This is a genomic window from Rhizobium mesosinicum, from assembly GCF_019511345.1.
Lineage (GTDB): Bacteria > Pseudomonadota > Alphaproteobacteria > Rhizobiales > Rhizobiaceae > Rhizobium > Rhizobium mesosinicum.
The window spans coordinates 89,466-106,105 of sequence record NZ_JAEUAK010000014.1; the positions used below are offsets into that span (position 1 = coordinate 89,466).

A 16,640-nucleotide genomic window follows, 5' to 3' on the forward strand; every position below is an offset into this window, starting at 1 on the left:
CAATACTCGTTATTTTATAAGGGGAAAGGCGATGTTGGGTCGTATTCGGTACTGCGAAAGGGGCTCGCAGGCGACTGAACTCTACACACATGCCACGAAGATGAGATGGCCGGAAAATAGCGAGTCGGAACCCGGCCCGCAAGAGGGCTGCTTAAAATGTCTGAAATTTAACCTCGTCAACGCCCGGCTCTCAAAAAGGTTTCACTACCACCAGGATGACGATGAGGATCATCAGTGCCGTCGGCGCCTCGTTCATGAAGCGCCAGTAACGCGCCGAGCGACGGTTTTCATCCCGTTCGAACGCCCGCACAGCTCTGCTGAAAAAGACATGGACGATGGTCAGGAGAACAACCAACCCGATCTTCGCATGAAGCCAGCCGCCATGGAAACCATAGACCGACCAGGCGAGATAAAGACCAAGGATCCAGGTCAGCATCATCGCCGGGTTCATGATGATCTTGAGCAGCCGGCGCTCCATCACCTTGAAGGTCTCGGATTGAACCGAACCAGGTTCTGCATCCGTGTGGTAGATGAAAAGACGAGGCATGTAGAAAAGCCCAGCCATCCACGAAATCACGGCGATGATATGGAGGGCTTTGATCCATAGATAGAGATTATCAGGGTTCCAGACGAAGAGCGCGACAGCCAGAAGAGCGAAGAAGGCGAGCGCAAAATGCGCACGCCGGCGTGCGTAGGCACCCGCCTTTTGATTCGTCTGCTTTTCCATCACACAGCCCCCGTGGCGCGCACGCGCTCCACAAGAAGGCGTACATTCTCCGGATCCGCTTGCGGCGTGATGCCATGCCCGAGATTGAAGATCAGCGGTCCGTTTCCGAGCGCTTGAAGAATGTCGTCGATACCTTCCTCCAGCGAACGACCGCCAGCCACGACACGCATCGGATCGAGATTGCCCTGCACTGGTCCATCCTTCTGTAGCTCGGCCGCAAAGGCAAGTGGTACGGACCAGTCGAGCCCGATCGCATCTGCTCCCGTCTTCTGCCGGTAAGTTTTAAGCAGGTAGCCAGCACCTTTGGCAAAGGCGATGATCCGCGCCTGCGGCCGGCGCGCCCGGATCGAGGCGATCATCCGCGCCACGGGACGGATCGCGAAAGCTTCAAATTCCCTCTCGCCAAGAACACCAGCCCAGGAATCGAAAATCTGCACCGCATCAGCGCCCGCATCGATCTGTGCAACGAGATAGTCGGCAGAGACATCCGCAAGCAGCATCAGCAGATGTTCGAAGGCGCGTGGGTGCTTGTAGGCGAAGAGGCGGGCGGGCGCCTGATCCGGCGTGCCGTGACCGGCAATCATATAGGTCGCTACCGTCCAGGGCGCGCCGCAAAAACCAAGGAGGGTTGTCTCGGAGGGCAACTCATTCCTGAGACGCTTCACCGTCTCAAGGACTGGCTGCAGGTAATCGACAACGCCCTCTCCATCCAAGCCCGCGATACCCGTCTCGTCGATCGGATCCATTTCAGGACCATGCCCCTCGGCAAAGCGCACATTGCGCTTCATCGCATCAGGGACGACCAGAATATCGGAAAATAAGATGGCTGCATCAAAGCCATAGCGGCGTATCGGCTGAAGTGTGACCTCGACGGCATGATCAGGTGAGTAACAGAGATCGAGGAAACTTCCCGCTTTGGCGCGTGTTTCCCTGTACTCGGGCAGGTAGCGTCCTGCCTGTCTCATGAGCCAGACGGGAGGGGGCGTCAGAGTCTCCCCATCAAGAACCCGCATGATTTTCCGGCGCGTTTCACTCAAGCGCTTCTTCCCTATAAAAATCCAAAGATATCTAAAAGGTTTTTATTTCTTAGAGTCGGTGTCTATCAAGGATTAAAATCCATCCACTGCCGGCGCGATCTGTCACGCAGGTGGAGTTAATGGGAATCGAAATTCGTATATTTGGGTTTAAAGCGGTAGAAAATTCGAATACCGCAGGAATTCCAGAAGGTTCCAGGAATTCATCTCGCCACCCATCTTGTGGATAAGCTGTGCATCGTTTCGGGAAGCCTGACCACAATCCCCATACTCCACAAGCGCCTCTGAGACGGCCTCCGAGAATTCCGGATGTGGATAAGGAGGCATGTTTTCCCTTGCCTCGATCCCGGCCACGCCATTAGCTCTTCCCTGTCCAGTCTTTTCAACAGGCAGCGGAAAATAGCGTGGAGAACAGAACGAACTTCTTCCATCTGCATCTGATTTCTGACTCGACCGGCGAGACTCTGATCTCCGCCGGCCGAGCCGCCTCGGCTCAGTTCAAGTCTTCTCAGCCGATCGAGCATGTCTATCCGCTGATCCGGAACCGCAAACAGCTGATGCCTGTGCTTCAGGCGATCGATAACGAACCTGGCATTGTTCTCTACACGATCGTTGATCCGGAGCTTGCCAGCATCATTGATGAACGCTGCGCGGAAATGGGCGTTGCCTCGGTCAATGTTCTGGAGCCTGTCATCGGCGCGTTCCAGATCTATCTCGGCGCTCCCTCCAGAAGACGGGTGGGCGCTCAGCACGTGATGAATGCCGGCTATTTCGCGCGCATCGAAGCGTTGAATTACACCATGGACCATGACGACGGTCAGATGCCGGAGGATTACAATGAAGCCGATGTTGTCATCGTCGGCATCAGCCGTACGTCGAAGACGCCGACCAGCATCTATCTCGCAAACCGTGGCATCAAGACTGCGAATATTCCGATCGTTTATGGTGTGCCTTTACCCGATGCATTGGCGACGGCGACCAAACCGCTGATTGTCTGCCTCATCGCCACTACGGATCGGATTTCTCAGGTGCGCGAAAATCGTCTGCTCGGATCGACGCAGGGCTTCGACCGGGAGCACTATACCGACCGTGCAGCAATCTCGGAGGAGCTGAAATATGCGCGCTCTCTTTGCGCTCGCCATAACTGGCCAATGATCGACGTCACCCGGCGCTCGATCGAGGAAACGGCAGCGGCTATCGTTGCCCTGCGTCCGAAGCTGCGTTAAGCGCTGAACGACTGAATCGCTCCCGAGGACCTTGAATGACACCAAAGCTCGTGCTCGCATCATCAAGCCCATTCCGGCGGATGCTGATGGAAAATGCCGGTCTGGCCTTTGAAGCGCATGCCGCTAACGTCGATGAACGGGCAATCGAGGCGCCTTTGGAAAAATCGGGCGCCACGCCGGATGAGGTGGCGCTTGTTCTTGCCGAAGCGAAGGCGGATGAGGTCAGCCGGCGCTTTAGAGGAGCGCTCGCCATCGGCTCGGACCAGACGATGTCGCTTGCCGCTCAGGTCTTTCACAAGCCGAAGGATATGGCGGACGCTGCCAATCATCTGAGGATGCTCGGCGGCAGAACACATCGGTTGAACAGCGCGGTTGCGATTGTCAGAGATGGTGAAGTCTTATGGCGGCATGTGGCGCATGCGGAACTGACGATGCGTCCGCTGACCGATGATTTTATTGCCCGCCATTTAAGGCGCGTGGGACCAAAGGCTCTGGCAAGCGTCGGTGCCTATCAGCTTGAAGGGGAGGGGATACAACTGTTCGAGAAGATCGATGGAGATTATTTCACGATCCTCGGTCTGCCGATGTTGCCTCTCCTTGCTAAACTCCGGGAACTGGATGCGATCGATGGATGATTCACGTGAAACACATGGGCCGAAAGCGTTTGTCACGGGCTTTCCCGTCAAACACTCGCGCTCACCATTGATCCACGGCTACTGGCTGAAGACGCTCGATCTGCCGGGCAGCTATCAAGCGCACGAGGTCGCCCCCGAAGGTTTCGCAGATTTCATCGTCTCGTTAAGGAGCGGTAGCGCCGGTTTCGTTGGCGGTAATATCACGATTCCGCATAAGGAGATGGCGTTCAAACTGGCCGACCAACCGGACGAGCTTTCAGAAGAACTCGGCGCATCGAATACGCTATGGCTAAAGGATGGAAAAATTCTTGCGACCAACACGGACGGCCGCGGCTTTACCGCCAATCTCGATGAACGCCGCCCCGGATGGGACCGGCATGACCGGGTCGTCGTCTTGGGTGCCGGCGGCGCGAGTCGCGCTGTCATTCAGGCGGTCCGCGACCGCGGCTTCAAAGAAATCCACGTCGTCAACCGTACAGTCGAGCGCGCACAGGAACTGGCCGACCGCTTCGGCCCGAAGGTCCATGCACATCCGACCGCAGCACTCGCCGAAGTGATAACCGGAGCAGGGCTGTTCATCAACACCACCTCTCTCGGCATGGACGGGGAGGCGGCACCCACAATCGATTTCTCTCCGATGCTTTCCGACGCGGTCGTTACCGATATCGTCTACGTGCCTTTGAAAACATCGATCCTCGCCCAGGCAGAAGAACAGGGATTTGCGATCGTCGATGGCCTCGGTATGCTTTTGCATCAGGCGGTACCGGGATTTGAAAAGTGGTTCGGCAGGCGCCCTGTCGTCGATGAAACACTGCGAGCTCTCATCATCGCGGATATGGAAAAACACTGATGCTGAAGATCGGCCTTACCGGCTCCATCGGAATGGGCAAGTCGACGGCGGCGAAGCTCTTTGCTGAAGCCGGTGTCGCCGTCAACGATTCAGATGCTGTCGTGCATGATCTCTATGCAGGCGAGGCGGCACCTCTGGTGGATGCGGCTTTCCCCGGCACGATGAAAAACGGTGTTATCGACCGACAGGAACTTGGTCGGCAACTTGCTCGAGATCCAGCTGGCTTCAAGCGGCTGGAAAAGATTGTTCATCCCCTGGTGCGCAAGCAGGAGAATGAATTCGTGGCGCGGCAGAAAAAGGCGGGGACAGATATGGTGGTGCTCGACATCCCCCTGCTTTTCGAAACCGGCGCCGATCAGAGAGTGGATGTCATTGTCGTTGTCAGCGCCGATCCACAGATTCAGCGGGAGAGGGTGCTTGCGCGCCCGAACATGACGGAAGAAAAATTCAATATGATTCTCTCCCGCCAGATGTCGGATGAGGAGAAACGCCGTCGGGCCGACTACATCGTGGATAGCAGCCACGCCATAGAGACGACGAGAGAACAAGTGGCAGATATCGTCGCCGACCTGAAGAAGCGGATAACGAAGGAATAAGTCCCACATGCGTGAAATCATTTTCGATACGGAAACCACCGGCCTCGACAACCGCATGGACCGCATCATCGAAATCGGCGGCATCGAACTCTTCAATCATTTTCCGACAGGAAGGACGCTTCACCTTTTCGTCAATCCGGGTGATCAGAAGGTTCACCCGGACGCGCTCGCCGTCCACGGCATCACCGACGAATTTCTGAAGGACAAGCCGCCTTTCGCTGAGGTCGTCGAGCAGATCCTGGAATTCTTCGGCGATGGCAAATGGATCGCCCATAACGCCACCTTCGATATGGGCTTTGTGAACGCCGAGCTTGCCAGGCTCGGCCTGCCGCCGATTCTGCCCGATCGCGTCGTCGACACGCTCTCGCTTGCCCGCCGCAAGCATCCAATGGGGCCGAACTCGCTCGACGCTCTCTGCCGCCGCTACGGCATCGACAACTCGCACCGCACCAAACACGGCGCTCTTCTCGACTCCGAACTTCTTGCTGAAGTCTATATCGAGATGATTGGCGGCCGGCAGGCCGCATTGGGGCTCGGCGTCGCAGGATCTGCGAGCCAGAGCAAGGACGATGCCGAGGTCGAAGAAGTCGTGGTCTCTGCCATCATGGAGAGGCCGCGGCCGCTGGCGCCGCGATTGAGCGAAGCGGAAGCCGAGGCTCATGCGGCCCTGATCGCCAAGCTCGGTCAAAAGGCCGTCTGGTCGAAATATGATCAGCTCAACTGAAAATAAAAATGCCCGGGTTTCGCCGGGCATTTGAACTTGGGAGAGCCTGCAAAACCGGCTCAGTTCGGAACGGCCTGAACCTTGGAGCGGGCCTGTTCTTCGGCGACGCGCTGTGCAAACATCTGTGCGAAATCGATCGGGTCGATCATCAGCGGCGGGAAGCCGCCATTGCGGGTGACGTCGGCAACGATCTGGCGGGCAAACGGGAAAAGCATGCGCGGGCACTCGATGAAGAGAACCGGCAGCATGTGCTCCTGGGGAAAGCCGGCAACGCGAAAGACGCCGCCATAGACGAGCTCGGTATGGAAGACCGTCTTGTCGCCTTCCTTGGCTTCAGCGATCAGCGAAAGCACGACATCGAAATCCGTGTCGGACAGCGGATTGGCATTGACGTTCACATTGATGTTGATCGCCGGTGCCTTGTCGCGGGCCTGAAGGGAGCGGGGTGCGCCCGGGTTTTCGAAGGAAAGATCCTTGACGTACTGGGCAAGGATCGAAAGGGTCGGGCTCGCTGCGCCGTTGCTGTTGTTGTCGTCTGCCATGGGCTTTTCCTCGAGGGGCATTGGATGGTGCCGCCATCTAACATTTCGGGGAGGGGCTTACAACCCTGGGCCCTTGGGCGGTTTTGCGTGCCTCGGCCTAGTCGCCGAGCCTTTTGCGGGACCAGGGCGACTTTCCGTTCGGTTGCCGATGATAGTCCTCTTCATCAAGATCGACCACCTTTGAATCGCCTGGCTTGCCCGACCGGCTCTGAAAATCCGGACGCGAGGATGAGGAGAAGCCCCTACTGCCGGGGTCGACGACAACGAAACGCTTTGCAATCGACCGCCAAAGCAGGTTTCGAACCTGCGGAATAAGAAGCAGGATCGCCAGTATATCCGAGAGAAAGCCCGGGATGATGAAGAGCAGCGCGGCGATTACGTTCATCGCCGGATTGAGCAATTCCCGTCCGGGCATGGTACCGCTGCGCCCTTCAGCGGACATGCGGCGCAGGATACTGATCCCTTGCCGGCGCAAGAGAAACGAGCCGAGGACAAAACCCAGCACGACAAGCGCCAGCGTCGCAGCAAGTCCGACTGCGCGGCCGACAATCACGAACCCCGCAATCTCGGCAAGCGGCAGAAGCAGCGCGAAAACCGGCAGCATGGAAAAACGCATCTCTTTCTCCTTGGCGTCCCGGGCTTCCTCTTGGCACTGGCGAAGATACCAGCCATGATTTGAATCATTCGTATAGCCGGACTATATGGGGTTAGATATTAGGGATGTTAACAGCGAACGGCGGGATATGAGTTCAAACGACTTCATCACTTTGTTTTTCTTGGTGGCGGCGGTGCTGATTTTCTTTCAGCTTCGGTCCGTTCTTGGACGCCGCACCGGAAATGAGAAGCCGCCGCGTGATCTCTATACACCACGGGATGCCGCGCAGAACGATGCGGCCGATGTCGGCAAGGTCGTAACCCTGCCGCGGCGGGATGTGAACGGCGAAGAGGAAGATCGTTTCTCTGCCATCGACGCTTTCGCACCGGCCGGCACGCCGCTGAACGAATCGCTGCGCGCGCTCAGCAGAACCGATGCCTCCTTCGACCCGAAGGAATTCTTGAATGGCGCCCGCATGGCCTACGAGATGATCGTCATGGCCTTTGCTGATGGCGACCGCAAAACGCTAAAGAATCTTCTCTCCCGGGAGGTCTATGATGGCTTCGACGCGGCGATCAGCGATCGCGAAAACAAGGGCGAGAAGATGAAGTCCACCTTCGTGGGCATCGACAAGGCCGAGATCACCCATGCCGAGACCAAGGGCAGCGAGGCACAAATCACCGTGCGGATCATCAGCCAGATGATCTCAGCGACCTACGACAAGAGCGACGTGCTGATCGATGGCGATGCCGAAAATGTCGCCGAGGTCAACGATCTCTGGACCTTCGCTCGCGACACGCGATCGCGCGACCCCAACTGGAAACTCGTTGCGACCGAATCGGAACATGAGTGACGCAGTAGGCTTCGCCCTTCAGGCAGGCAGTTTCGACGCATTGGAAGGCTGGAGGGATGACGATCCCTCCAGCCTTTTTGAAGTGATGGCTACCTGTCGCCGTTATATTTCAGAAACAAAACCTTATCGTACCGGATCGCTGGGGCTGAGTTCAGCTGATCTCCTTCCGTTGTTGGAAGAAGCAAAGGCATTTCGTCCGTCTTCCGCAGAGCAAGCACGTGCCTTTTTTGAAAAGCATTGTCAGCCGTTCCGGATCGTCCGGGCCGACGGCGCCAGCGGTTTCGTCACCGCCTTCTACGAACCCGAAATCGAAGTTTCAGACAGACAGGACGCGACGTACCGTTTTCCGATCTACCGACGCCCGAACGACCTCATCGACCTCGATGATCAAAATCGTCCGGCCAAGCTCGATGGCTCCTACGCATTCGGGCGCTTGCGTGACGAGCTGATCGATGCCTATCCGGATCGCCGTGACATCGATAAGGGCTATCTCGAAGGCCGCGGTCTGGAGATTGCGTGGACGAAATCGAAGGTCGATCTTTTCTTTGTCCACGTGCAAGGCGCTGCCCGGTTGCGCTATCCGGATGGCAGACTGGGCCGCATCACCTACGCCGCAAAAGCCGGTCATCCATTTTCGGCGATCGGCAAGCTACTGATCGACCGCGGGGAGATCGACCGCGCGAAAATTTCGATGCAGTCGATCCGTGCATGGCTTGCCGCTCACCCGGACCAGATCGATGAAGTCCTCTGGCATAACCGGTCCTATATTTTCTTCCGGGAAACGCCGGTCGACGATGCAAATACAGGGCCGATCGCCGCCGCGAAAGTGCCCCTGCTCGCGGGGCGTTCGCTCGCTGTCGACCGCCTGATCCATACTTTCGGTTTTCCGTTCTTCATCCGCTCTGAAAGCCTGACGCACCTTGATGCCGGCAAGCCGTTTCAACGACTGATGCTGGCGCTGGATACCGGTTCGGCAATCGTCGGTCCCGCTCGCGGCGACATTTTCACCGGTTCGGGCTATGATGCAGGAGAGTTGGCGGGAACGGTACGCAACGATGCCGATTTTGTAATTCTCATCCCCAATGCCGCTGCAGCGAGGTTCCTCTGATGGCGAAGGACCGCAAGCTCAGCGCAGACGAGAGAATCCTCTGGGGCAAGGTTGCCCGCAGTACCCGGCCCATGCCCGGCAAGACGGATGAACTGATGGCCCTCGATGCCTTCCTGGCGGAGGCTGAAGCGGCCGCCGAACAAGAAAAGGCGGAGAAGCAGAAAACGGCCAAACCGGTTCCGCAGCAAGCAATGGCCCAGACACCCGCCAAACAGCCCTCGGGCGTCCACCATCCGCTGGAGCGGCCGGTCAAGCGCAAGATCGCTAAAGGCAAGCTGGCGCTGGAAGCACGGATCGATCTTCATGGCATGGTCCAGAGTGAGGCGCATTCCTTCCTGCTCGATTTCCTGATCCGCGCGCATGAACGCGGCATGCGGCATGTCCTCGTCATTACCGGCAAGGGCAGCTCCATGGGCAGCGAAGGCGCGCTGAAGCGCGCGGTGCCGCTCTGGTTCTCCAAGCCGGAATTCCGTTTTCTGATTTCGTCCTACGAACCTGCGGCCCAGCATCACGGTGGGGCGGGCGCTCTCTATATCCGCCTCTCGCGGCGGGCCGGGGAAACGTCGTGACGCCGTTTGCCGAAGCAGTTCGCAAGCTGCGCGCCCGTAAGGGCGTGACGCAGAAACAGATGGCTGCGGCGCTCAATGTCTCGCCCGCCTATCTCTCGGCGCTGGAGCATGGAAAGCGCGGTGTGCCGAGCTTCGATCTGCTGCAGCGGATCTCCGGCTATTTCAACATCATCTGGGATGAGGCCGAGGAGCTCTTCCTCGTTGCCGGCTCTTCCGATCCGCGTGTGGTCGTCGATACTTCCGGGCTGCCGCCCGAATATACTGAATTTGCCAATCGTTTGGCCAAGCGAATCCGCAGCCTTGACAGCGACGATATCGCCCGGTTATCGGCGCTTCTTGAAAATGGCGGCAAAGTGGACGGAAAAGCGTCATAATCCCCTGATTTATGCCTTGTTTTAGAGACTTGCCATTGGGAACTCGCTGCAAAAAACCTATATTCGACATTGAAAAAGCCGGTGATTCGCAAGGCGCGCCGTTGCTGACGACAACAGGGAAAATCTCGACAGAATGACCGATGCACCCGCGACGGAAAACGGCGTAAACACCGAGTATGGCGCAGACTCCATCAAGGTCCTGAAGGGCCTCGATGCCGTGCGCAAACGCCCCGGCATGTATATCGGCGATACCGACGACGGCTCGGGCCTTCACCACATGGTCTATGAAGTCGTCGACAACGCGATCGACGAAGCGCTGGCCGGCCACGCCGACATAGTCACCGTTTCGCTCAACCCGGATGGCTCTGTGACCGTGACGGATAACGGCCGCGGCATTCCGACCGATATTCACAGCGGCGAAGGCGTTTCGGCAGCTGAAGTCATCATGACCCAGCTCCATGCCGGCGGCAAGTTCGACCAGAATTCCTACAAGGTCTCGGGCGGTTTGCATGGCGTCGGCGTTTCGGTCGTCAACGCACTCTCCGTCTGGCTGAAATTGAAGATCCGTCGCCAGGGCAAGATCCACGAGATGAGCTTCACCCATGGTGTCGCAGATGCCCCTCTGACGGTAACAGGCGAGGCCGGCAACGAGACCGGCACGGAAGTGAGCTTCATGCCGAGCTCAGGAACCTTCACGATGACGGAGTTTGACTACGGCACGCTCGAGCACCGCCTGCGCGAACTCGCCTTCCTCAACTCAGGGGTCCGCATTCTGCTGACGGACAAACGTCACTCCGATATCAAGCAGGAAGAGATGGTTTACGACGGAGGTCTTGAAGCCTTCGTTTCCTATCTCGACCGCGCCAAGAAGCCGCTCGTCGAAAAGCCCGTGGCGATCCGCGGCGAGAAGGATGGCATTACCGTTGAAGTGGCCATGTGGTGGAACGACAGCTACCACGAGAATGTGCTCTGCTTCACCAACAACATTCCCCAGCGCGACGGCGGCACGCATATGGCAGGCTTCCGTGCCGCGCTGACGCGCCAGATCACCTCTTATGCCGACACATCCGGCATCACGAAAAAGGAAAAGGTGACGCTAACCGGCGACGACTGCCGCGAAGGCCTCACTGCGGTTCTTTCGGTCAAGGTACCTGATCCGAAATTCTCTTCGCAGACTAAGGACAAGCTCGTTTCGTCGGAAGTGCGCCCGGTCGTCGAAAGCCTGGTCAACGAAGCGCTCAGCACCTGGCTCGAAGAACATCCCGGCGAAGCCAAGGTTCTCGTCGGCAAGGTCGTCGAAGCCGCTGCCGCCCGTGAAGCTGCCCGCAAGGCGCGCGAGCTGACGCGCCGTAAGGGCGCGCTGGATATCGCCTCGCTGCCAGGCAAGCTGGCCGACTGCTCCGAGCGCGATCCAGCCAAGTCCGAAGTCTTTCTCGTCGAGGGCGACTCGGCAGGCGGTTCGGCAAAGCAGGGACGCTCGCGTGAAAATCAGGCGATCCTGCCGCTGCGCGGCAAGATCCTCAACGTCGAACGTGCCCGCTTCGATAAGATGCTGTCGAGCCAGGAAATCGGCACGCTCATCACCGCGCTTGGCACCGGCATCGGCAAGGATGAGTTCAATGCCGAGAAACTGCGCTATCACAAAATCATCATCATGACGGATGCCGACGTCGACGGCGCCCATATCCGTACACTGCTGCTCACCTTCTTCTTCCGCCAGATGCCGGAACTGATCGAGCGTGGCCATCTCTATATCGCTCAGCCGCCGCTCTATAAGGTCTCGCGCGGCAAGTCGGTGCAATACGTCAAGAATGAAAAGGCGCTGGAAGATTATCTGATCGGCCAGGGGCTGGAAGATGCGGCGCTGAAGCTCGCCAGCGGCGAAGTTCGCGTCGGGCAGGATCTGAATGAAGTCATTCATGATGCCCTGCGCCTGCGCGCGCTGCTCGACAATCTGCATTCGCGTTACAATCGCGCCGTCGTCGAACAGGCGGCGATCGCCGGTGCCCTTAATGCCGAACTCGTCAGCAATGCCGACCGCGCCCAGGAATTGGCGAGTGAAGTCGCCAAGCGGCTCGATATCATCGCTGAGGAAACCGAACGCGGTTGGGAAGGTAACCTCACCAGCGAGGGCGGCATTCGTCTGGAACGCATGGTTCGCGGCGTCAAGGAAGTCATCGTGCTCGACATGGCGTTGATTGGCTCCCAGGATGCCCGTCTTATCGATCAGCTGACGCCACGCATGAAGGAAATCTATCAGACGCCCCCGGCACTGAGCCGGCGTGATGGCGATGTCGAAATTTCCGGCCCGCGCGCTCTTCTTGATGCGATTTTCGCCAGCGGCCGCAAGGGGCTGACGATGCAGCGCTACAAGGGTCTCGGCGAAATGAATGCCGAGCAGCTCTGGGAAACGACGCTCGATCCGAATGTTCGCTCGCTGCTGCAGGTCAAGGTCAGCGATGCGACCGATGCCGACGGTCTTTTTGCCCGCCTCATGGGCGATGAAGTCGAACCGCGCCGCGAATTCATCCAGGACAATGCACTGAGCGTCGCCAACCTCGATATCTGACCGAACCAGTCACGAAAAAGCCCCGCAGCTATCAGGCTCGCGGGGCTTTTTATCTGGTAATCAATCGTTTCCGATGAAATGGCCGTTGAAGACGACCTCCGAAAGCGGCTTGCGCTGGCTCGGAAATTCGCGTTCGCGGTAGCGTTCGGAAAGGATACTCTTATCGGCGATGCGACCGACGGCAATGCCCGCTTCGACCCGGTAGCCTTCGGGAACACCAAGCTTTTCCTTGATCTCTTCATGCTTGATGCCGCCCATGCCATGGGCATAGAAGCCGGAAATACAGGCCTGCATGGCAAGATGGCCCCAGGCCGTGCCGGCATCGAAAGAGTGCGTATAGCTTGACCGTCCCTCGCTGCGAGGGCCGTTGAAGCTGCGCGAGACCACGAAGATCAGCGCTGAAGCATTCTTCGCCCATTCCTGATTGGATTCTACGAGCAGGCTCACGAACTCTTCCCAGTGCTCGGAGCCTTTCAATGCGTAGAGGAAGCGCCATGGCTGCATATTCGAGGAGGATGGCGCCCAGTGCGCGGCGTCGAGCAGGGTCAGAAGCTGGGTTTCTTCGATAGTCTCGCCGGTAAAGGCGCGTGGCGACCAACGCTCGAGAAACATCGGGTCGATGGGGTATTCGGATTCGCGGCTGTTGGCTTTCGTCATGCTGGCTTCCGGAAGTTGGCGATGGATGGAGGATTCCATTGCGGAGATCACTTAAGTGATATTCCCGTGCTCGCTTGCCTGGCAAGCAAAGTTTGGTCACGGCCAGTGCACAATCTGTTTCCAGAAATTGGCCTTACGCGCGCGAAGAACTGTCGGTAAAGCAGCGTCAAATCCGGTTGGTCAGGAGATGCGGCATGCTGGTGAATGGGAAATGGACCGAGGACTGGCAGCCAGTCCAGGCAAAGGACGAGAAGGGTGGTTTCGTCCGCCAGATATCGAGCTTCCGCAACTGGGTGACACCGGATGGCAGCGCAGGTCCGACGGGTGAGTGTGGTTTTAACGCGGAAGCCGGACGCTATCATCTTTACGTCGCGTATATCTGTCCCTGGGCTTCGCGCACGCTGATCGGCCGCAAGCTCAAAGGGCTCGAGGACGTCCTCTCGGTTTCGATCGTTGAACCGGCGCTCAGCAAACAGGGCTGGCGTTTTGGCGATTATCCGGGCGCTACCGCCGATGACCTGAATGGCGCCACTTACATGCATGAGATCTACACGAAAGCGGATTCCGGCTTCACCGGGCGCGCGACGGTGCCGGTTCTGTGGGACAAGAAGCGCGGCACCATCGTCAACAATGAATCCTCCGATATCCTGCGCATGCTGAACAACGGTTTTGGTGATCTTGCCCATGGCGACATCGATCTCTATCCGGCTGCTCTGCGCAATGAAATCGATGCGTTCAATGACCGCATCTATCCGTCCCTGAACAACGGTGTTTATCGTACCGGCTTTGCGACGACCCAGGTCGCCTATGAAGAGGCTTTCGCGGAAGTTTTCGCTTGCCTGGACTGGATAGAACCGCAACTCGAAGGACGCAGTTTCCTCTTTGCCGACCATCCGACGGAAGCCGATATCCGTCTTTTTGTCACGCTGGTGCGTTACGATGTCGCCTATCACGGTCTCTTTAAATGCAATCTGCGGCGTCTGTCCGACTACGCCAATCTCAAGTCTTTCTGCCGGCGGATGCTGGATTGGCCCGGCATCGCCGAGACCGTGAATTTCGATCACATCAAGCGCGGCTATTATTCGATCGAGAGCCTCAATCCCACGCGGATCGTTCCGGTCGGACCGCAGCTCGCCGAAATTTTCTAGCCGGCGTACCGCTTCCGGGGAAAGTCATAATGACACCGATGAATAATTCGTTCATAGGTGGCGCACCCCGCATTCCATGAGGAGGATATTCATGAAGCTGATGCGCGTTGGAGAAGCGGGCCGCGAAAAGCCGGCCCTGCTCGATGCCGATGGCAAGATCCGCGATCTTTCTGCCTATGTCGCCGATATCGGCGGCGAGGCGATCACGCCGGCGGGTCTTGCAAAGATCGCCGCCCTTGATCGGAAGAGCCTGCCCGAACTGGCGCCCGGCCGGATTGGCGCGTGCGTTGCCGGCACCGGCAAATTCATCTGCATCGGCCTGAATTACTCCGATCATGCGGCTGAAACCGGCGCGACCGTGCCGCCCGAGCCCGTCATCTTCATGAAGGCAACGTCGGCGATCGTCGGCCCGAACGACAATGTCCAGATCCCGCGCGGTTCCGAAAAGACCGACTGGGAAGTCGAGCTCGGTGTTGTCATCGGCAAAACCGCGAAATATGTGAGCGAAGCCGAGGCCCTGGATTATGTCGCTGGCTACTGCGTCTCCAACGACGTGTCCGAGCGCGCCTTCCAGACCGAGCGTTCCGGCCAGTGGACCAAGGGCAAGTCCTGCGACACCTTCGGGCCGATCGGCCCCTGGCTCGTCACCAAGGATGAGATCGAGAATCCTCAAAACCTCGGCATGTGGCTCAAGGTCAACGGGCAGACAATGCAGGACGGCTCCACCAAGACCATGGTCTATGGCGTCGCTTTCGTCGTGTCCTATCTCAGCCAGTTCATGTCCCTGCAGCCTGGTGACGTCATTTCTACCGGCACGCCTCCGGGTGTCGGCATGGGCATGAAGCCGCCGCGCTTCCTGAAGGACGGCGATGTCGTCGAGCTCGGTATCGAAGGTCTCGGCACTCAGAAGCAGCTCTTCGTAGCGGATCGTTAACTGTTTTTCCGGCTGAAAAGCTTAAACTTTGTGCATTAAGATAATGCCGGGATCAATTTTCCGGCATTTTTCTTTTGGACTGTAATGTTATGTTGCTGTGCAACAAAAACCTGTTAGCCTGCGTTGATGTGCCAGCGTTAACGGAAAGAACCCGGTGCCCTTCAATTGGCGCCGTCTTTGCCGGATAGAGAAAGGTGGCGCCCTTCATGTTCTACCAACTTTATGAATTGAACCATGCAGCGTTGGCTCCCTTCCGCGCTGCAGCCGATATGATGCGTTTTGCCTATGCCAATCCGCTGAACCCCTTCTCGCAGACTCCGATCGGCCGCACCATTTCGGCCAGCCTCGAAATGTTCGAGCGCACGACGCGCCGTTATGGCAAGCCGGAATTCGGGCTCAACGAGACCGTCATCGACGGTAGGAAGGTTACGGTTCGCGAGGAAGTGGTCTGGACGCGCTCCTTCTGCAGTCTCCTGCATTTCTCCCGCGATGTGCCGGCCGGCCATAACGGCGATCCGCGCATCCTCATCGTCGCACCCATGTCCGGCCACTATGCGACACTGTTGCGCGGCACTGTCGAAGCTCTTTTGCCGAGCGCCGATATCTATATTACCGACTGGGTCGATGCCCGCATGGTGCCGATGACGGAGGGGACTTTCGACCTTTCCGATTACATCGACTACGTCATCGAAATGCTGCATTTTCTCGGCCATGACACGCATGTCATTGCCGTCTGTCAGCCTTCCGTTCCGGTGCTGGCCGCCGCCGCAATCATGGAAGAGGCCAGGGATCCGCTCGCTCCGTCGTCGATGACGCTGATGGGTGGTCCGATCGATACCCGCATCAACCCGACTGCCGTCAACAAGCTTGCCAAGGAGCGCCCGCTCGAATGGTTTGCCGATAACGTCATCATGAACGTCCCCTGGCCGCAGCCTGGCTTCATGCGTCCTGTCTATCCGGGCTTCCTGCAGCTTTCCGGTTTCATGTCGATGAACCTCGATCGGCACCTGATCGCCCACAAGGAGTTCTTCATGCATCTCGTGAAGAACGACGGCGAACCGGAAAAGCACCGCGATTTCTACGATGAATATCTCGCCGTCATGGACCTCACCGCGGAATTCTATCTGCAGACCGTCGAGCAGGTCTTCATGAAACACGCGCTGCCGAAGGGCGAGTTGATGTATCGCGGCAAGCGCGTTGACCCCGCTGTGATCCGTAATGTGGCTTTGCTGACGGTCGAAGGCGAGAACGACGATATCTCCGGCGTCGGCCAGACTCAGGCTGCGCAGGCGATCTGTGTAAACATCCCTGAGGAGATGCGCATGCATTACTTGCAGCCGGATGTCGGCCATTACGGCGTCTTCAACGGCTCTCGCTTCCGCCGGGAGATTGCACCTCGTATCGTTTCCTTCACGCGCCAGCATTCCCGTGCGAAGAAACCGGCGGTCCAGCGCGTCATTAAAGGCGGCAAATCGGCGTGAGTTAGGAAATGCTGATTT

General features: G+C 58.0%; 18 protein-coding genes. 13 read left to right on the forward strand and 5 right to left on the reverse strand.

Annotation, left to right across the window (positions count from 1 at the left end):
• Positions 1-190 precede the first annotated feature (190 nt).
• Both hemJ and hemE read right to left on the reverse strand, forming a co-directional pair.
• A complete protein-coding gene (gene hemJ, locus JNB85_RS27000) occupies positions 191-727 on the reverse strand; it encodes a protoporphyrinogen oxidase HemJ (protein ID WP_220337491.1) in 537 nt (178 codons plus the stop codon).
• The gene (hemE, locus tag JNB85_RS27005) at positions 727-1,764 is read right to left on the reverse strand and encodes a uroporphyrinogen decarboxylase (RefSeq protein WP_220337492.1); all 1,038 of its coding nucleotides are present in this window, start codon (positions 1,762-1,764) and stop codon (positions 727-729) included. Before hemE ends, hemJ begins: the two co-directional genes overlap by 1 nt.
• 401 nt (positions 1,765-2,165) lie before the next feature.
• Here hemE and JNB85_RS27010 point away from each other — a divergent pair, with 401 nt between their 5' ends.
• The 5 genes from JNB85_RS27010 to dnaQ are packed head-to-tail and all read left to right on the forward strand — an operon-like array spanning position 2,166 to position 5,792.
• Positions 2,166-2,987 (forward strand): pyruvate, water dikinase regulatory protein, encoded by an 822-nt coding sequence (locus JNB85_RS27010; protein ID WP_220337493.1) that lies wholly within the window; start codon positions 2,166-2,168, stop codon positions 2,985-2,987.
• A gap of 35 nt (positions 2,988-3,022) precedes the next feature.
• Positions 3,023-3,622, forward strand: coding sequence for a Maf-like protein (locus JNB85_RS27015; RefSeq protein ID WP_220337494.1), 600 nt, complete (start codon positions 3,023-3,025; stop codon positions 3,620-3,622).
• Complete coding sequence (locus JNB85_RS27020) at positions 3,615-4,472, forward strand: shikimate dehydrogenase (protein ID WP_220337495.1); 858 nt, start codon at positions 3,615-3,617, stop codon at positions 4,470-4,472. Before JNB85_RS27015 ends, JNB85_RS27020 begins: the two co-directional genes overlap by 8 nt.
• Entirely contained in the window at positions 4,472-5,068 is a 597-nt protein-coding gene (gene coaE / locus JNB85_RS27025) for a dephospho-CoA kinase (protein ID WP_220337496.1), read from the forward strand. Before JNB85_RS27020 ends, coaE begins: the two co-directional genes overlap by 1 nt.
• Positions 5,069-5,075: 7 nt before the next feature.
• Positions 5,076-5,792, forward strand: coding sequence for a DNA polymerase III subunit epsilon (dnaQ, locus tag JNB85_RS27030; protein ID WP_220337497.1), 717 nt, complete (start codon positions 5,076-5,078; stop codon positions 5,790-5,792).
• 59 nt (positions 5,793-5,851) lie between these two features.
• On the opposite strand, the gene secB is transcribed toward dnaQ, so the two are convergent.
• On the reverse strand, positions 5,852-6,334 hold the full coding sequence (secB, locus tag JNB85_RS27035; RefSeq protein ID WP_220337498.1) for a protein-export chaperone SecB: 483 nt from the start codon (positions 6,332-6,334) through the stop codon (positions 5,852-5,854).
• A 97-nt stretch (positions 6,335-6,431) separates the two neighbouring features.
• Positions 6,432-6,950, reverse strand: a complete 519-nt coding sequence (locus JNB85_RS27040; protein ID WP_220337499.1) for an FxsA family protein — start codon at positions 6,948-6,950, stop codon at positions 6,432-6,434.
• Between the two features lie 127 nt (positions 6,951-7,077).
• Here JNB85_RS27040 and JNB85_RS27045 point away from each other — a divergent pair, with 127 nt between their 5' ends.
• The 5 genes from JNB85_RS27045 to gyrB all read left to right on the forward strand — a co-directional run bounded on the left by JNB85_RS27045 (position 7,078) and on the right by gyrB (position 12,402).
• Entirely contained in the window at positions 7,078-7,782 is a 705-nt protein-coding gene (locus JNB85_RS27045; protein ID WP_220337500.1) for a Tim44/TimA family putative adaptor protein, read from the forward strand.
• Positions 7,775-8,890 (forward strand): murein transglycosylase A, encoded by a 1,116-nt coding sequence (mltA, locus tag JNB85_RS27050; protein ID WP_220337549.1) that lies wholly within the window; start codon positions 7,775-7,777, stop codon positions 8,888-8,890. Before JNB85_RS27045 ends, mltA begins: the two co-directional genes overlap by 8 nt.
• Positions 8,890-9,459, forward strand: a complete 570-nt coding sequence (locus tag JNB85_RS27055) for a Smr/MutS family protein (protein WP_220337501.1) — start codon at positions 8,890-8,892, stop codon at positions 9,457-9,459. The genes mltA and JNB85_RS27055 overlap by 1 nt, the downstream gene beginning before the upstream one ends.
• Complete coding sequence (locus JNB85_RS27060) at positions 9,456-9,833, forward strand: helix-turn-helix domain-containing protein (RefSeq protein WP_220337502.1); 378 nt, start codon at positions 9,456-9,458, stop codon at positions 9,831-9,833. Before JNB85_RS27055 ends, JNB85_RS27060 begins: the two co-directional genes overlap by 4 nt.
• Before the next feature lie 133 nt (positions 9,834-9,966).
• Positions 9,967-12,402 (forward strand): DNA topoisomerase (ATP-hydrolyzing) subunit B, encoded by a 2,436-nt coding sequence (gyrB, locus tag JNB85_RS27065; protein WP_220337503.1) that lies wholly within the window; start codon positions 9,967-9,969, stop codon positions 12,400-12,402.
• 60 nt (positions 12,403-12,462) lie between these two features.
• Here the strand turns inward: gyrB and JNB85_RS27070 are convergent, their stop codons facing one another.
• Positions 12,463-13,059 carry a nitroreductase family protein gene (locus tag JNB85_RS27070; protein WP_220337504.1) on the reverse strand — a complete coding sequence of 199 codons (597 nt, stop codon included), beginning with the start codon at positions 13,057-13,059 and terminating at the stop codon, positions 12,463-12,465.
• Between the two features lie 194 nt (positions 13,060-13,253).
• Here JNB85_RS27070 and JNB85_RS27075 point away from each other — a divergent pair, with 194 nt between their 5' ends.
• The 3 genes from JNB85_RS27075 to JNB85_RS27085 all read left to right on the forward strand — a co-directional run bounded on the left by JNB85_RS27075 (position 13,254) and on the right by JNB85_RS27085 (position 16,622).
• Positions 13,254-14,207 (forward strand): glutathione S-transferase family protein, encoded by a 954-nt coding sequence (locus JNB85_RS27075; RefSeq protein ID WP_220337505.1) that lies wholly within the window; start codon positions 13,254-13,256, stop codon positions 14,205-14,207.
• Positions 14,208-14,298: 91 nt separating this feature from the next.
• On the forward strand, positions 14,299-15,141 hold the full coding sequence (locus tag JNB85_RS27080; RefSeq protein ID WP_220337506.1) for a fumarylacetoacetate hydrolase family protein: 843 nt from the start codon (positions 14,299-14,301) through the stop codon (positions 15,139-15,141).
• Between the two features lie 206 nt (positions 15,142-15,347).
• On the forward strand, positions 15,348-16,622 hold the full coding sequence (locus JNB85_RS27085; RefSeq protein WP_220337507.1) for a polyhydroxyalkanoate depolymerase: 1,275 nt from the start codon (positions 15,348-15,350) through the stop codon (positions 16,620-16,622).
• The last annotated feature ends 18 nt before the right edge of the window (positions 16,623-16,640 follow it).

Coding starts and splice junctions, on each gene's coding strand:
- dnaQ (WP_220337497.1), top strand. CDS start 5,076: ATGCGTGAAATCATTTTCGATACGGAAACCACCGGCCTCGACAACCGC.
- JNB85_RS27085 (WP_220337507.1), top strand. CDS start 15,348: ATGTTCTACCAACTTTATGAATTGAACCATGCAGCGTTGGCTCCCTTC.
- JNB85_RS27075 (WP_220337505.1), top strand. CDS start 13,254: ATGCTGGTGAATGGGAAATGGACCGAGGACTGGCAGCCAGTCCAGGCA.
- secB (WP_220337498.1), bottom strand. CDS start 6,334: ATGGCAGACGACAACAACAGCAACGGCGCAGCGAGCCCGACCCTTTCG.
- JNB85_RS27040 (WP_220337499.1), bottom strand. CDS start 6,950: ATGCGTTTTTCCATGCTGCCGGTTTTCGCGCTGCTTCTGCCGCTTGCC.
- mltA (WP_220337549.1), top strand. CDS start 7,775: ATGAGTGACGCAGTAGGCTTCGCCCTTCAGGCAGGCAGTTTCGACGCA.
- gyrB (WP_220337503.1), top strand. CDS start 9,967: ATGACCGATGCACCCGCGACGGAAAACGGCGTAAACACCGAGTATGGC.
- JNB85_RS27055 (WP_220337501.1), top strand. CDS start 8,890: ATGGCGAAGGACCGCAAGCTCAGCGCAGACGAGAGAATCCTCTGGGGC.
- coaE (WP_220337496.1), top strand. CDS start 4,472: ATGCTGAAGATCGGCCTTACCGGCTCCATCGGAATGGGCAAGTCGACG.
- JNB85_RS27070 (WP_220337504.1), bottom strand. CDS start 13,059: ATGACGAAAGCCAACAGCCGCGAATCCGAATACCCCATCGACCCGATG.
- JNB85_RS27015 (WP_220337494.1), top strand. CDS start 3,023: ATGACACCAAAGCTCGTGCTCGCATCATCAAGCCCATTCCGGCGGATG.
- JNB85_RS27045 (WP_220337500.1), top strand. CDS start 7,078: ATGAGTTCAAACGACTTCATCACTTTGTTTTTCTTGGTGGCGGCGGTG.
- hemJ (WP_220337491.1), bottom strand. CDS start 727: ATGGAAAAGCAGACGAATCAAAAGGCGGGTGCCTACGCACGCCGGCGT.
- JNB85_RS27080 (WP_220337506.1), top strand. CDS start 14,299: ATGAAGCTGATGCGCGTTGGAGAAGCGGGCCGCGAAAAGCCGGCCCTG.
- JNB85_RS27020 (WP_220337495.1), top strand. CDS start 3,615: ATGGATGATTCACGTGAAACACATGGGCCGAAAGCGTTTGTCACGGGC.